We start from the raw sequence: 15,225 nt of genomic DNA on the forward strand, positions 1-15,225 counted from the left end.
ATATGATTGACTGAGCTAGTAATGAAGTGATATATGGAAGCAAGTCGTTTTATTTGCAGATTTTACCCAGTTAGGAGGTAATAGACATATGAGAGTTAGAAAAGATCCAAAAGTTCGTCAAGAAGAGCTGATTGATGCGGCTTTAGCATTGTTTAGTTCTGCTGGTTATAAAAAAACAATGATTGTTGATATAGTGAAGCGGGCTGGTGTAGCCAAGGGAACCTTCTTTTACTATTTTTCTACCAAGGAAGCCGTTTTAGAAGCCATATGTTCGCGCTGGGCGATTGAGATAGCAGCTTCTTATCAGAGGAAAAGTAAAGCACACACGGCAATAAAAAAGCTACAGAGTTTCATTTCAGAATTAATGCTTCCTAGTCAAGTAGATGAGCTGATTGACAAGCTTTGGGATGAGAAGGAGTTTAATCTAGTTTATACCATTTGGCAGCAACAGGTGGAGAGCATTTTCAACCCGCTTTTGCATGAAATTATTGAGCAGGGTAATCAAGAGGGAAGCATGCAGGCACCCCATATAAAAGAAACGATTGCTTTTTTCTGGAGTACAGTGGACTGCTTATTTGACGTTGCTTTTTTAAAGGAGCCAGAGGAGGTCTTTCTTATTAAAGTGAAAATTGCTGGATCTGTTTTGGAACGAATTTTGGGAATAGAGGAAGGAAAACTCGAATTTATCGTTTCCAAAGTCTAAAATTTTAAGCTGTGTAGAAATGGACATCTTTTTCACCACACAACTGACCAAGGTCATTAATTCACAGGAGAAATGTATTGTAGTTATGATGATTCGGGCTATTTTTTTCCTTCCAACTGACCTTGGTCAGTTGTCGCAAAACGGCTTCTTGTTACGACAGTTTGAAAAGAGATTACAGGTTAGAACCTATTCATCATAAATTTTGCTTAAAATTTTGTAATAAAAAATATGGGTAGATAAGCCTCTTAGGTTGTCACTAAAGAGGAGGAGGATACATGATCGCGGGCAGGTTCGTTACCAGCCTGGTATCGCCACCAATCTGGATGTGATTGATGCACAGGGCGCATTGACCACAGCGAAATTTAACTATATTAATGCCCGTTATGATTACAATAAATATACGGTGCAGTTAGCACAAGCTATAGGGACGATTACGGAGGATGATATACATGATAAAAAAGAAGCCGCGCGTTAGAACTTTAATGCTGATATTGATGTTGATACTGTTTATCGGTACGGTTGTTTGGCGGGTTTATAGTGCTCAGCAGCAAGCAGAGCTCGATATCCAACCTTTAGCGGTTACAATGGCAGCAGTAAGCTGGACGCAAAAGCCCAATACCCTCAATTTGACTGGTACGGTAGAGGGCATAACCTCAGCTATTATCAGTAGCCGTTTTGCAGGAAAAATCGAAGAAATACGTGTCGAGGACGGTCAGGCAGTTTCAACTGGTACAGAGCTTTTGAGACTAGACACGGTTGAATTAGCGAATGCGGAGCGGATTGCCCAAAATAACATTCGTCAGGCGCAGGCAAACCTTAATACGGCGCAGACAGATTATCAGCGTTACTATAATCTCTATGCACAACAAGCTGTTACCAAACAGCAACTAGAAAGTGCGCAGGCTAAAATGATTACCAGCCAAGTGGAGGTTGATAATGCCTATGCCAATCTGAATAATGCCCAAAAGCAAATCGATGACGGTAGTCTTAGAAGTCCGGTAAATGGTGTAATTGCCAATAAAACAGTCACTGTCGGTCAAGTCGTCTCACCGGGTACTGCCCTTATGACGGTAGAACAAATCGATCAAGTGTATGTCGTGGTCAACATTGAACAAAAGGATATTGTCACTGCAAAACTGGGAACTGCGGTAACCGTTAAAGTAGATGCATATCCCGAGGAATCTTTTGCTGGCATCATTGCGGTTATCAACCCCGTAGCAGGCAGTGAGAGCCGGATGTTTCGGGTTAAAATTAAGGTTGATAATGCTGGCCAGTTGTTAAAGTCGGGGATGTTTGCCCAAGCTGCCTTAATCTCGGGTCAAACGAAATCTGTTCTGGCGGTACCGCGTGCTGCGATGATGACGCAAAAGGGTTTGCATTATGTCTATGTTGCTGAAAATGGTCAAGCAAAAAAAACATTGGTAGAAATCGGTGATTTAATTGGTGATTTGCTTGAGATTAAAGCGGGCATCGAGGAAGGTCGGGCAGTGGTAATCGACAATCTGGATAAAATTAAAGACGGTGATGCCTTAGTGGGTGAAGGAGGGGACAGTCGATGAGATTACCGGAGATCAGCATCAAGCGTCCTGTCTTTGCTACAGTTACGTTGCTTGCCTTGATTCTATTGGGAATTGTCAGCTATTTCCGTATGAACGTGGATGAAATGCCGGACACAAGTTTCCCTTATGTATCGGTTAGTATTACTTATGAAGGTGCGCAGCCGGAACAAATTGACACGCAGGTTACTAAAAAAGTGGAGGAAGCAGTCGGCGAGGCTAAAGGGGTGAAACATATCCGGTCGGCATCCCGTGAAGGTATAGCCGAAATTGGCGTTGAGTTTAATTTGGATATAGATCCAGCGATCGCAACGCAGGAGGTGCGGGACAAAATCAGTGCCATTCGCAGCGAATTGCCTGATAAGATTAAAGAACCCGTAATTGCACGTTTCGATATGAAAGCAGCGCCTGTCGTTGCGATTGCTTTTACCAGCGATAGCATCAATCTACGTGAATTAAGTGTTTTAGTGGATGATGTGATTAAACCTCGTCTGCAAAAAATTACTGGTGTTGGACAGTTGAAAATAACGGGGCTGCAAGAACGCGAGATTCAGTTGCTGATGGATCGAGATAAAATAAATGCGTTTCATTTTTCCATACCCGAAATTACCCAGCGGCTGCAGCAGGAAAACCAAGATATTCCTGCAGGTAAGCTTACGACAGGAAACCAGAATTTATCTGTACGGACTGCGGGTAACTTTAAAGATCCGCAGGATTTCCTCTCCGCTGTAATCGGTACCAGAAATGGCGTGCCAGTCTATTATCGTCAGATTGGTTCTGTTAAGGATACGATTAAGGAAATCGAAACGCTTGCGCGTTATGATAACAAACCAGCCATCGGTCTTGAAATCGGCAAGCAATCCGGTGCCAATGCCGTGAACGTAGCCAAACAAGTAAAAGGTGAACTGGAAAAAATCCAGAAAAATCTACCCGAGGGAATTACCCTGCATATGGTTCGCGATGATGCAGAGCGTATCGAGGAATCTATTCATGAAGTTTGGTTTGACCTTATCATCGGAGGCTTCTTTGCAGTTGTTACGGTACTATGGTTTTTGGGTGACTGGCGCAGTACCCTCATCAGTGCCTTGGCGATTCCAGCTTCGATTATCGCTACTTTCTTTTTTATGAAATTAGCTAATTTCTCTATCAACAGTATGTCGCTTTTGGGATTGTCGTTGTCAGTCGGACTCTTAATCGATGATGCCATTGTTGTCATTGAAAATATTATTCGTCACCGCCAAATGGGCAAGCTGGCTATTCAAGCGGCTGCTGACGGAACCAAAGAAATCGCCTTAGCGGTTATGGCGACGACCTTTACCGTAGTCGCAGTGTTTTTTCCCGTCGGGTTTATGTCTGGTGCCAGCGGCCAATTCTTCAAGGAATTTGGTTTGTCGATTGCGTTTGCCGTCTTGGTATCTCTTTTCATATCTTTTACCTTGACACCGATGATGGCAGCTTTGTATCTGCCCGTTGGCTTGCAGCATACTGGAGGGCGTCTGGGACAGTGGTGGTTAAAGTGGAATGACTGGTTTGAGCATTTTGCGGATACTTATGCTGATTTGCTGAAAAAACTGCTCCAGCAATACCGAAAGAAAGTCTTGACTGGCGCCTTCGCTTTGTTTATGCTCAGCATGATGCTGTTTCAATATCTAGGTTCTTCCTTTATTCCAAACACCGACAATTCACAGTTTAGTGTAAAAATCAAAATGCAGGCGGGTTCAACTGTAGGAGCGCTGGATGAGCATGCGCAAAAGATGCTGGAAGCACTTCGCCCGCTTTCTGAGATTCAGCATATTTATAGTACATCGTCTGATCAAGAACAGACTTTCTTTATCACCTTAGTGCCCAAAAAAGAACGACAGCGCAGCCAAACTGAGGTTATTGGCGAAGTACGTCAAATCTTAAACAATATTCCAGGAGTTCGGGTGGATATAGAGCAAGGTGACGGTAAGCCGGTTACTGTTTCAATCACAGGTGATTCCGTAGAAAAACTGGAGGAAATCTCCAATGAACTGCAAAAAAGAATGGAAACTGTACCGGGGGTAAAAGATCTTGTGACGAGTCATCGGCCTGGTACTCCAAATCTAAATATTGCAATCAAAACAGAACGGGCAAATGATTTAGGCGTTTCCACAGAAGCCATCGGCAGCAGCCTGCAAACGATGCTGGCAGGAACGGTCATCGGTAAATATAGTGACAGCGATGAGCGTGTGGATGTCCGTGTCAGGCTGGCAGAGGTGGATCGCAGCCGCCCCGAAAGCTTGAATACGATTTATGTACCAAGCGAAAAAGCAACAACTGACGGACGAAAAATGCTTATTCCTCTATCGCAAACAGCCGACTGGCAGTATGAAACCAGTCCAGCAGAAATTAATCGTTATGACCGGCAAAAGGAAATCCGCCTGACCGCCAATTTAGAGAAAACGACTCTTGGTGATTTTAATGATCAATTTTACCCTGGTGTGCAGGATATTCTTTTACCAACAGGCTATCAGATCAATGCTGCAGGGGTATCAGATGACATGGATGAATCCTTCTCTAGTATGGGCATTGCCTTAGCGCTTGCGGTATCTTTCATCTTTATGATATTAGCAGCGCAGTTTGAAAGCTATAGTGAACCGTTTGCTATTATGCTGTCTCTGCCTTTAGCCATCATTGGTGCGTTGCTCGGACTGTTTTTGGCAGGCAGTGATTTAAGTTTGATTTCAACAATCGGCATTATGATGCTTATGGGGCTGGTTACCAAAAATGCGATTCTTTTAATCGATTTTGCCAAACAGCGAATGCGAGAGCATGTCTCTTGTAATCAAGCTTTGATTGAGGCAGCCCGCATCCGTCTGCGTCCGATACTTATGACTAGTGTTGCCATGATTTTTGGCATGCTTCCCATCGCATTAGGTTTTGGACCGGGCTCAGAAGCCCGCGCTCCTATGGCACATGCCATTATCGGTGGTCTGATTACCTCAACGCTGCTTAGTTTGGTAGTTGTCCCAGTCTTTTATTCTTTGATTCATGACTGGAAAAATCGTTAAATAAAGAATGTATAAAAAATAAGATGGAATAATGGGCTGATATAGTTAGATTTAATTTATTATTGCATTATTAGGGTAGAAAGTGGTCTCAAAAAAGCAAAGCAAAACACCGATTGCCATATCGAGAATGCAATCGGTGTTTTATAATTTCATTATTTTATCTCATAACAAAAAAATGCCTGTATATCCAGAACGGCGCACCCTGGTGATTTGAAAAATCACCAAGGTGTTTCTTTTTGCGTATTATATAGATTTTAATAATAAGTCCAAAAACAATTGTTCTTGAACAGAAAAATGTTTGTTTTTAAAAAATCCTAAGGTTAATGTAACAAATGTGTTTGGTTGGCAGGGTAATTCAATTAGTTGGCCAGAATTTAGATAATCTTTAATAAGTAAATTAGGCAAAAAACTAAGACCAATATTATTTAAGACAGCATCTCTTACAGATTCGGAATTACTACATTCCATTATTATATTAGGAAGTTTAGGGAGTAGGTGTTCATATTTTTTTCGGTAAGTACAGCCTTCTTTAAATGAAATCAATGGATAATCAAATATATTTAAAGATTGATTATGTTGGAGATACAGTGCTTTGCCTACAGTCCAAATCATTTTTTCTTTACTTAATTCAATTTTTGTTATTTTTTCGCTTTTTATATCCGTATGACAAATTATAAAGTCAAATTTATTTTGTATTAATCCATTTAAGGCGCTATCGGTATTTGAGCAAATTTCTAAAGAGATATTTTTGAACTCATTTTGTGGTGATAAAATTGGAGTAACTAGATATGATGCGCAAAGCGTAGAGACACCTATATTAATCAATGAGGAATTTTTTTTGCTTGATAAATATATGTCTTTTTTTAATGAATTATATTCAAGTAGTATATTATTTGCATGTCGCATAAATATTTTTCCGTTTGGTGTCAAATATATTTTGCCTCCAATTCGTTCAAATAAGGCGGCGTGCATTTCTTTTTCTATTAGTTTTATTTGAGCGGTAATAGCTGGTTGCGTGAAGTTTAAAATTTCTGCAGCGTGAGTTATATTTTTACAATTTGCAACAGTAAGAAAAGTTTTAAATAAATTTATATCCATAAGCGACCTTCTTTAAAAATAATAAATCACGAAACATGATATTCATACCGAACGGATATATTATAGCATAATTCATAAAATTTTTTTTGGAAATCAAAAAAAATGGTGATTTTTAAGATGGCGTGATTTGCAATATAATAAACGATGTAGGTAGCACGAATATAGAATAATAAATAGGGGAATTGCTTAATAAAAGCCGGCTTTTAGAGTGGATTGCTTAAAAAAATATATTTATTATGTAGGAGAAAATTATATGAATGTTTTCTTTTCAGGATTTTTTAATGGAATTAAAATGATGATAAGTTTATCAAAAATTTTGGTTCCAGCAATTTTAATTGTTAAGATATTAGAATATACTTCTGCTTATAATTATGTATCAAAATTATTTGTCCCGCTTTGTGATGTAGTAGGGTTGCCAGGAACTGCAGCAATTCCTTTTTTTATGGGAATCGTTAGTAATATTTATGGCGGCTTAGGTGGAATGTTAGCATTAAATTTAGATTACAAAGAGATGACAATTTTAGGTACTATGATAGCTATTTCTCATGGAGGAATAATAGAAAATAGTATTGCACTAAAAGCAGATATTAGTATGGGATTGATTTTTTTTGTTAGACTAATAGTAGCAATCCTTTCTGGAATGATATTGAAATTGGTTTTATGAAAGGATGGTGAGGGTATATGGAAAATATATATTTTTTTATTTGTTCAACTATAAAAGACTGTATTTTGCAAGTACTACAATTAGCAATTGTTATTATTCCAATATCAATATTGGTTGAAATATTTAATAGATTTGGAATAATAGATAAAATATCTTTAAAAACAGAGAAAATAACAAAATTATTGAGTTTACCAAAAGAAGCAGCAATAACATGTTTTGCAGGTATCTTTTTGGGGATATTATCAGGTAGCGGTATTATTTTAGGTACAATAAAAGAAAAAGGATTGGAAAAACATGAAGTAGAAACAATTTTTATCTTAGTAGGTATCTGTCATTCAATAATCGAAGAAAATATTATTTTTATAGGTTTTGGCGGTAATGTCTTGATTATAGCTCTTGTAAGGTTTTTTGCAGGAGTATTAAGTGCATATGTATGGCAACTTATTTTTATAAAAAATCATAGCCTTTTATTGGTAAAAAAATGAACTGCCTCTGGTTTTTAATACCAGAGGCAGTTCATTTAAATAATTCAAGTAAGAAACAAAATATAGTAGTGATAGAAAAAGTTTCAGGCCAGATTTAAACGATGACTTAGAATATAATTTGTGATGATGAAAAAAATGCCACAGAGGAGTAATGAGGTGACGTAGTAGTTTGCACCAAGTATAAAAGAAAATATCTGCCCAAAAATGAAAAGCCCAAAAAAAGCTGCGAAAGCACAGAAGATACTATGCTCACGGGAGAGATGACCGATGGACACCGAAGCGTAGATGATAAGTATCGCTGTGGCATCATACATAAGTGTTCCGTAGATAAAAGCAGCAAAGTGTGTCGTGAGGTTAAGCATATCATCCGGTGTGATGGTACTGAAAGGAAACTGGACTCCCGCAAGAAGATCCGGGTTTATGGTGACAAATAGGAAAAAAACGGTAGCAAATGTTAGCAGCATACCAGTGAAAGCAAAGAGAAGTGCTGCGATGAGCTTACTTATAATGAGCTCCCAAGTCTTTACGGGCAAAGTGAAGGTCAGATAACCTTCATTGGAAAAAAAGTTACTGTAAAAGCGGCGCGTGATGACAACCAGCGTAAAAACCATGACCGCGGCAATGATGAGAACATGGAAAAGCGCCGTAAAGGACATGATTGTCGGCATCTGCATTATATAGAAAACTTTTTCAAGCAAAGCAAATAGAATAAGCGCAGCATAGAACGGAAGTAGTTGACGAAATATAGATTTTATTTCATATTTAAAAAGATGGATTAACATTTAAATTCCTCCCTAAATAGTGCATCAAGTGATACACCTTTCTTTTCACGGATTTCATCGACAGAGTCATGGAGAATCAAATTGCCCTGTTTGATAAGAATGGCTTCATCAAGAATGGATTCAATTTCAGAGATAAGATGTGTCGAGAGGATGATGGAGGCCTTCTCCTGATAGTTCGTAAGGATGGTTTTTATTATATAGTCACGAGCGGCCGGATCAACACCACCGATTGGCTCATCGAGCAGATAAAGGTCAGCTTCGCGGCTCATGACAAGGATGAGCTGGACTTTTTCTTTTGTACCCTTTGACATGTTTTTAAGTTTATCGTCAAGGCCAATCTGCAGATTTTGCAGCATATCGTGTGCCTTATCTATATTGAAGTCTTTATAGAAGTCACTGAAGAATTCAAGTATTTCTTTAACGCGCATCCAGTTGTTGATGTAAGTGTGTTCCGGTAGATAGGAGACGATTTTTTTTGTTTCTGTGCCGATCGGGTGACCGCCGATCGTCAGTGTGCCGCTTGTCGGAACAAGCAGGCCCGTGCAGAGTTTGATGAAGGTCGTTTTACCGCTACCGTTCGGGCCTAGTAGTCCGATGATGCGTCCACGGGGAATATCCAGCGTGAGATCGTTCAGGCCGCAGGTGCTGCCGTAGTGTTTTGTGAGGTTTTGACATTGTAAAATGGAATCCATATTATTCACCGTCTTTCGTAAATGTTGTTAATAATTGAAGAGTTGCTTTTCGGTCGTAACCGATCGCAGCCATTTTCTCAAGAAAATCGTTCATTTGCAAGCGTGCAGTTTCTTTTTTTTGTTTATCCAGCATCGTTTTATCCTCCGTAATGAAACGCCCGTTTGTGCGTTCTGCATAAATAATCTCTTCCTGCTCGAGTTGTGCGAGGGCACGCTGCATCGTGTTTGGATTGACGCCGGCCTCCATAGCAAGATCACGTACGGGTGGTAGTCTGTCACCAAGATTTCGTTTGCCGACAAATATTTGATTCTTGATTTGTTCGGCGATCTGGGTGTAGATCGGTCGATCTTTTGTAAAATCCCAAGCCATAGTGAATGCTCCTTTACATTGTATTATTGTATTAATTACATAGTACAATAATACAGAGAGAGTGTCAAGCAGTATTTATAAATTCGGTAGTAGAAGGCATTATCTTTGAAATTACTAATGAGAATAGATCATGACGTGATTGGAAAATAAGACAGTCAAGCTGGTTTTTTTCGCTACATTGTTTGAAGAAATTTTTTTACCTTTGTATTAATTTGGCAGGAACTTTGATTTTGCGTGAGGAATAAAATTAGTAAATCGTATTTTATCCAAGTTAGTCATGTCCTATTTGTTTGTTATGAAGAAAATAGGCAGTACGGTCACACGCTATAGGTTTGACAGTATAAAAAACTCAATTAAGGGGATGTCAATATTTTGCGTAGATTAATTGGTTTAGTATTTGCTATGACTGTTTTATTGGTTTTCATACCGGGAAAATCATATTGCCATACGGCTCCATCTAAAGTAGAAATAGATTCGGACTACTTGACGCATGTAAGTTTCAAAAATCGTTATATTAATACGGTATCAATACATATACTCGAAAATATTTCAGAAAAACATAATAGATCTTTATATAGGGGAATTACAATTACTCGACCATATGGGCACATAATAAATGATAATGGACAGACTAAAGACAGTTCGGCAGTTGGTATCGGGCCTGTATACATGATTCGTAATGAAAAAAAACTTTCAAGAAAGTTATATGAAACGTTAGATATGAGCGGTGGATTGATTATATATGATAAAGCATTTCCGACAGACGGAAGATATTATAATTTTATGTGGCGGATTGGCCCCCGATTGGTTTATAAAACGGGTGAAAACTCTTCGATAAATATTGGGTATACGTTCATGCATGTTTCTAATGGTTTTAGGACTCATAATCCTGGATATAATGGGCAAGGTCTTTCAGTTAGTTTCGAACAAAAATTTTAAATTAGAAAATTTAACGTGAGAGTACCATAAAGTAGTAGATATTAAATTCTTGTTTGTGATTATGATGAGAGTGTAGTGCGTTTTATTAAATATAGGATCAAAATATCTTGAAAATCATAAAAAAAACTATAAAAATAAAGTCTATAGCCTGGAATGATTACCAATTTCTAGATTATAGGCTTCATTTTATTCAGGGCAAATATTAAGCTAAGGTATTTCACTTTTATAAAAAACAGAATACTTCTATCGGTATGTTGGATAGAAGTATTCATGGGGAGAAGTTCTTTTATGAATGGCAATTTACTTATAGTTTTTTTCTGAATTGATTTTTATGGGGATTAATACAAATTTTGATCAGTTATTGTTTTTTTCACAATTTTATATAAATAGCCTATTGAAATTAAGAAGTAAAGAAAGTAAAATATAGTTGAGTTGGTCATATATTCACCATGTCATCTAAATAAAGACAATAAGGAGAAATTTATGTTAGACAACTGTATTTATGTTTCGGGAGCAAGAGAACGAAACCTTAAAAATATTCATATAAAAATACCTAAAAAAAGAATTACTGTTTTTACTGGCGTATCTGGTTCGGGAAAATCGTCATTAGTGTTTGATACAATAGCTGCGGAATCTCAAAGACAGTTAAATGAAACATACAACAGTTTTATTCGTCATCGTATGCCTCATTATGGTAAACCTGATGTAGATCGTATCGAAAATTTATCGGTCGCCTTTGTTATGAATCAAAAACGGTTAGGGGGCAATGCAAGGTCAACAGTAGGGACAGTAACGGATATATATTCTTTATTACGTCTTTTATTTTCACGAATTGGAAAACCATTTGTTGGATATTCTGATGTATTTTCATTCAATAATCCGGTGGGGATGTGTAATACATGTCAAGGATTAGGTGAAATCGAAACAATCGATATCGAACGTCTCTTAGATAAAAACAGGTCATTGAGCGAAGGTGCTGTCCGCTTTCCAACTTTTGAACCGGGTGGTTGGAGGCTGACTCGTTATATTTATTCCGGATTCTTCGATAATGATAAAAAAATTCAGGACTATTCCAATGAAGCATTGGATTTATTGCTTTATGCTGATAAAATTAAAGTAAAAAATCCCACTACTGAATGGCATAAAACTTCATTGTATGAAGGGCTGATTCCGCGTATCCAAAGAAGTTTCTTGAAAAAAGAAGATGGAGAAAAAGTAAAATACAGTAAAGATATTAAGAACTTTGTTATAAAACAAAGTTGTCCCCTTTGTCATGGGGCACGTCTAAATGATAAAGTACTGTCTTGCAAAGTACATGAGAAAAATATAGTTGAATGTACCGACATGCAGGTGGTCAATCTTTTAGAATTTGTTCAAACAATTCATGTTCCTGTAGCCGCTACAATTATTTCCGAGCTTATTAATCGATTAGAACATATGGTTACGATTGGATTAGGTTATTTAAGTTTAAACCGAGAAACCGCTACTCTTTCAGGTGGAGAATCACAAAGAATTAAAATGGTAAGACAACTGGGAAACAGCTTAACCGACCTTACTTATATTTTTGATGAGCCGAGTATAGGGCTACATCCATACGATATTAGTAAAATAAATACTTTGATGAAACTTTTGCGGGACAAAGGCAATACGGTGCTTATTGTAGAACATGATCCAGATATAATAAAAATTGCTGATCATATAGTCGACATGGGGCCGGGCGCAGGAACGCAAGGCGGACAAATCCTATATGAGGGCGATCTGAAAGGTTTAGAAGAAGCGAATACATTGACTGGACGTTATTTGTCATATCAACCGAAATTAAAACAAAGTGTACGCATGCCAAAGGGCTGGCTTTCCATTCAAAATGCAAAATTACATAATTTGAAAAATATTTCAGTAGAAATACCAAAAGGAGTAATGACGGTAGTAACTGGAGTAGCTGGTTCAGGTAAGAGTACATTGATCAATCAAGTGTTGCCACAATTTTACCCTGAAATTATTTTCATTGATCAAAATGGAGTACCAGCATCAAAGCGTTCTAATATTGCAACATATACAGGTATTTTTGATATAATTAGAAAGCTATTTGCAACGCAAAATGGTGTTAATGCATCTTTATTTAGTTTTAATTCAAAAGGGGCTTGTCCTGCTTGTAAAGGCTTGGGTGTTACCTATACGGATTTAGCTTTTATGGATACAATCGTTACAATGTGCGAGGAATGCAATGGAAATCGTTTTAATGACGAAGTTCTTCAATATAAATTAAGAGGGAAAAATATAAGTGAAGTTCTAAAAATGACTGTAGGTGAGGCTTTGAACTTTTTTTATGAAAAAGCCATTAGCAAGGTTATAAAACGACTCTCAGATATTGGAATTGATTATATTTCTTTGGGGCAGCCGTTGAACACTCTTTCAGGAGGAGAACTACAAAGAATAAAACTCGCATCCGAACTTGAAAATGACGGACAGATTTATGTATTGGACGAACCATCAACGGGGATGCACATGGCTGATATAAAACAGTTGATAGGCGTACTAGAACATCTTGTTGAACAAAATTCTACTCTTATTGTGATTGAACACAATTTAACTGTTATTTGTCAAGCAGACTGGATTATTGATTTAGGGCCTAATGCTGGAGGAAATGGTGGCAGAATTATGTTTAGCGGCCTGCCAAAAGATTTAATTGAAAATCACGAATCACTTACAGGTCGTTGTTTGGCACAATATATTAAGGAGGAGTGCAAATGTCCACAAAAGAATTAGAAAAAAATTATTTGCCTTTTCAATGTTTGATTATTGCTTGTTCTAATCGCTTTAATGTCGAGGGTGTATCAACAGCACAATACTATATACTTGATGTTTTAGACAAGCAAGGATCAAAGACCACAAAAGAAATGGCTGAACTAAAGGGAATATCACAATCGGGCATTTCAAAATTAACAAAACGATTGTTGGAAAAAAAATATATAGATCAAGAACGACAAGAAAAGGATCGGCGTTCTTATAAAATTGTAATTACACAAGAAGGAAAAGATTTTTTAAATCGTGTAGAGGATTTTGGCAAGGAAATAATGGACTTGATTGAAAAAGCCTTAACGTCAGAAGAAGTAAAGGGATTTTCTGAAATGTGCAAAAAAATTACGAATTTACATGCTGAAAAAGAAAGAAAAGGTATAAAATTATGGAGGAATGAAGATGTATAAACTCATAGCCATAGATATGGACGGAACGCTTTTAACAGAAGACAAGAAAATTACGACGAAAAAAAGCAAATATTGTATTTCCATCAGATTTTGATAGAATGTAAGGATATGTTAAACGGAATAGGGGGAAGGCGAGTTCTATCATAAGAGAGAACTCCATGGTAAATAGCAATAGATGAGAGAGGATAAAAAGATGGAAAATAAAACGTTGATGACAGATTTTTATGAATTGACCATGGCACAGACCTATTTTGACCAGGGGGAAAAAGATAAGAAAGCATATTTTGATGTTTTTTTTAGGGAAAGTCCTTTTCATGGAGGTTATGCTATAGCCGGAGGCCTGGATGGGCTGGTTGAATATATTAAAAAATTTTATATTTCTGAGGAAGATATAGCCTATTTAAGAAGTCTGGGGAATTTTACAGAAGATTTTCTTTCCTACTTAAAAGAATTAAAATTTAGCGGTGATATCTATTCAGTCGAAGATGGAACACCGGTATTTCCGAATGAACCTGTCATTACAGTGAGGGCAAATGTGATAGAAGCACAACTCATTGAGACGGCTTTACTTGCTAATTTTAATCATGCAACTTTAGTTACAACAGCAGCGAAAAGAATCACCACGGCGGCAAGTGGAATTCCAGTTATGGAATTTGGTGCCAGAAGAGCACGGGGAATTGATTCAGCAATTGAAGCCAGCAAATATTCTTATGTTGGAGGCTGCATTGGAACAAGCAATGTGCTTGCAGCAAAAATGTATGATATCCCAGTCTTGGGAACCATGGCACACAGCATGATTTGTGATGCTGACAATGAATATGAAGCATTTCTTGCTTATGCAAAAAGTAATCCCAATAACTGTGTTTTTCTCGTAGATACGTTTGACACTTTAAAAAGTGGAATTCCTAATGCTATAAAAGTGGCAAATGACTATCTGATTCCGAATAACTATCCGTTTAAGGGGATACGGATTGACAGCGGGGACTTGGCCTATTTGTCAAAGCAGGCAAGAAAATTATTGGACGATGCAGGCTATGCAGATGCAGGTATCTGTTTATCCAACGGTCTTAATGAAAATACGATTAAATCTCTCATTGATCAGGGAGCCTATATCAATTCTATTGGTTGTGGGGATAATATTGCAGCTTCACTGGAACGAATTGGTGGTGTATATAAATTGGTAGCAGTAGAAAGAGAAGCTAAGCTGATTCCGAAGATTAAGGTCACGAACGATATCATGAAAACAATTAATCCGGGATACAAAAAAGTATATCGGTTTTATGATAAAAAAACAGGCTATGCCTTGGGAGATGTATTGGCACTGGCAGATGAAGTGATTCCAGAAGATGGATATACCTTAATAAGCCCTACAGAAGAATGGAAAAAAACCTATATATCAGGTTATGAAGTCAAAAATCTTCAAGTTCTTGTTTTCAAAAATGGCAAGCAGGTTTATGAAGTACCAAGTATTCAAGAAAGAAAATTATACTGTGAAGAACAGTTTAGAACAATTTATCCAGAAATTAAGAGAAGTGTAAATCCCCATGAATATTATGTGGATTTAACCGAAAATTTGCTGGGGTTAAAAAAGAAGTTAATTAGAAATTCAATGAATTTTGTCCATTCGTGAATTTGAATATTTATAGTCCGTCTTTTCTAGAGACTACTCTAGCCGTTTGCCGATTAAAACTATATAGC

Annotated in this window: 15 protein-coding genes; 11 read left to right on the forward strand and 4 right to left on the reverse strand. The window is 37.5% G+C overall.

Features of this window, described 5'->3' with window-relative positions; genetic code table 11:
• Positions 1–88: 88 nt before the first annotated feature.
• The 4 genes from BMY14_RS02365 (at position 89) to BMY14_RS02380 (ending at position 5,291) form a co-directional block, all read left to right on the forward strand.
• Positions 89–703: a TetR/AcrR family transcriptional regulator gene (locus BMY14_RS02365; protein ID WP_091828853.1), complete on the forward strand. Its 615-nt coding sequence runs from the start codon at positions 89–91 to the stop codon at positions 701–703.
• A 250-nt stretch (positions 704–953) separates the two neighbouring features.
• Complete coding sequence (locus tag BMY14_RS02370) at positions 954–1,178, forward strand: TolC family protein (RefSeq protein ID WP_245741226.1); 225 nt, start codon at positions 954–956, stop codon at positions 1,176–1,178.
• Positions 1,153–2,262: an efflux RND transporter periplasmic adaptor subunit gene (locus BMY14_RS02375; RefSeq protein WP_091828855.1), complete on the forward strand. Its 1,110-nt coding sequence runs from the start codon at positions 1,153–1,155 to the stop codon at positions 2,260–2,262. The genes BMY14_RS02370 and BMY14_RS02375 overlap by 26 nt, the downstream gene beginning before the upstream one ends.
• Positions 2,259–5,291, forward strand: a complete 3,033-nt coding sequence (locus BMY14_RS02380) for an efflux RND transporter permease subunit (protein WP_091828856.1) — start codon at positions 2,259–2,261, stop codon at positions 5,289–5,291. The genes BMY14_RS02375 and BMY14_RS02380 overlap by 4 nt, the downstream gene beginning before the upstream one ends.
• A 243-nt stretch (positions 5,292–5,534) precedes the next feature.
• Here BMY14_RS02380 and BMY14_RS02385 read toward each other — a convergent pair whose 3' ends face one another.
• Entirely contained in the window at positions 5,535–6,389 is an 855-nt protein-coding gene (locus BMY14_RS02385; RefSeq protein ID WP_091828857.1) for a LysR family transcriptional regulator, read from the reverse strand.
• Positions 6,390–6,642: 253 nt separating this feature from the next.
• Between BMY14_RS02385 and BMY14_RS02390 the strand changes: the two genes are divergently transcribed.
• Positions 6,643–7,053, forward strand: coding sequence for a nucleoside recognition domain-containing protein (locus tag BMY14_RS02390; RefSeq protein ID WP_091828858.1), 411 nt, complete (start codon positions 6,643–6,645; stop codon positions 7,051–7,053).
• 17 nt (positions 7,054–7,070) lie between these two features.
• A complete protein-coding gene (locus BMY14_RS02395) occupies positions 7,071–7,538 on the forward strand; it encodes a nucleoside recognition domain-containing protein (protein WP_091828859.1) in 468 nt (155 codons plus the stop codon).
• A gap of 83 nt (positions 7,539–7,621) precedes the next feature.
• Here BMY14_RS02395 and BMY14_RS02400 read toward each other — a convergent pair whose 3' ends face one another.
• The 3 genes from BMY14_RS02400 to BMY14_RS02410 are packed head-to-tail and all read right to left on the reverse strand — an operon-like array spanning position 7,622 to position 9,382.
• Positions 7,622–8,320, reverse strand: a complete 699-nt coding sequence (locus BMY14_RS02400; protein WP_091828860.1) for a hypothetical protein — start codon at positions 8,318–8,320, stop codon at positions 7,622–7,624.
• Positions 8,314–9,012, reverse strand: a complete 699-nt coding sequence (locus BMY14_RS02405; RefSeq protein WP_091828861.1) for an ABC transporter ATP-binding protein — start codon at positions 9,010–9,012, stop codon at positions 8,314–8,316. Before BMY14_RS02405 ends, BMY14_RS02400 begins: the two co-directional genes overlap by 7 nt.
• Position 9,013: 1 nt before the next feature.
• Positions 9,014–9,382 carry a GntR family transcriptional regulator gene (locus BMY14_RS02410; protein WP_091828862.1) on the reverse strand — a complete coding sequence of 123 codons (369 nt, stop codon included), beginning with the start codon at positions 9,380–9,382 and terminating at the stop codon, positions 9,014–9,016.
• Between the two features lie 372 nt (positions 9,383–9,754).
• On the opposite strand from BMY14_RS02410, the gene BMY14_RS02415 reads away from it, so the two are divergent.
• The 5 genes from BMY14_RS02415 (at position 9,755) to BMY14_RS02430 (ending at position 15,157) form a co-directional block, all read left to right on the forward strand.
• On the forward strand, positions 9,755–10,321 hold the full coding sequence (locus tag BMY14_RS02415) for an acyloxyacyl hydrolase (protein WP_091828863.1): 567 nt from the start codon (positions 9,755–9,757) through the stop codon (positions 10,319–10,321).
• Positions 10,322–10,804: 483 nt separating this feature from the next.
• Positions 10,805–13,087 (forward strand): ATP-binding cassette domain-containing protein, encoded by a 2,283-nt coding sequence (locus BMY14_RS02420; protein ID WP_091828864.1) that lies wholly within the window; start codon positions 10,805–10,807, stop codon positions 13,085–13,087.
• A complete protein-coding gene (locus tag BMY14_RS02425) occupies positions 13,069–13,527 on the forward strand; it encodes a MarR family winged helix-turn-helix transcriptional regulator (RefSeq protein ID WP_091828865.1) in 459 nt (152 codons plus the stop codon). Before BMY14_RS02420 ends, BMY14_RS02425 begins: the two co-directional genes overlap by 19 nt.
• Complete coding sequence (locus tag BMY14_RS21165) at positions 13,520–13,621, forward strand: HAD hydrolase family protein (RefSeq protein WP_218144860.1); 102 nt, start codon at positions 13,520–13,522, stop codon at positions 13,619–13,621. The genes BMY14_RS02425 and BMY14_RS21165 overlap by 8 nt, the downstream gene beginning before the upstream one ends.
• A 99-nt stretch (positions 13,622–13,720) precedes the next feature.
• A complete protein-coding gene (locus BMY14_RS02430; protein WP_091828866.1) occupies positions 13,721–15,157 on the forward strand; it encodes a nicotinate phosphoribosyltransferase in 1,437 nt (478 codons plus the stop codon).
• Positions 15,158–15,225: the final 68 nt, after the last annotated feature.

It is taken from the genome of Propionispira arboris, assembly GCF_900109225.1.
Lineage (GTDB): Bacteria > Bacillota > Negativicutes > Selenomonadales > Selenomonadaceae > Propionispira > Propionispira arboris.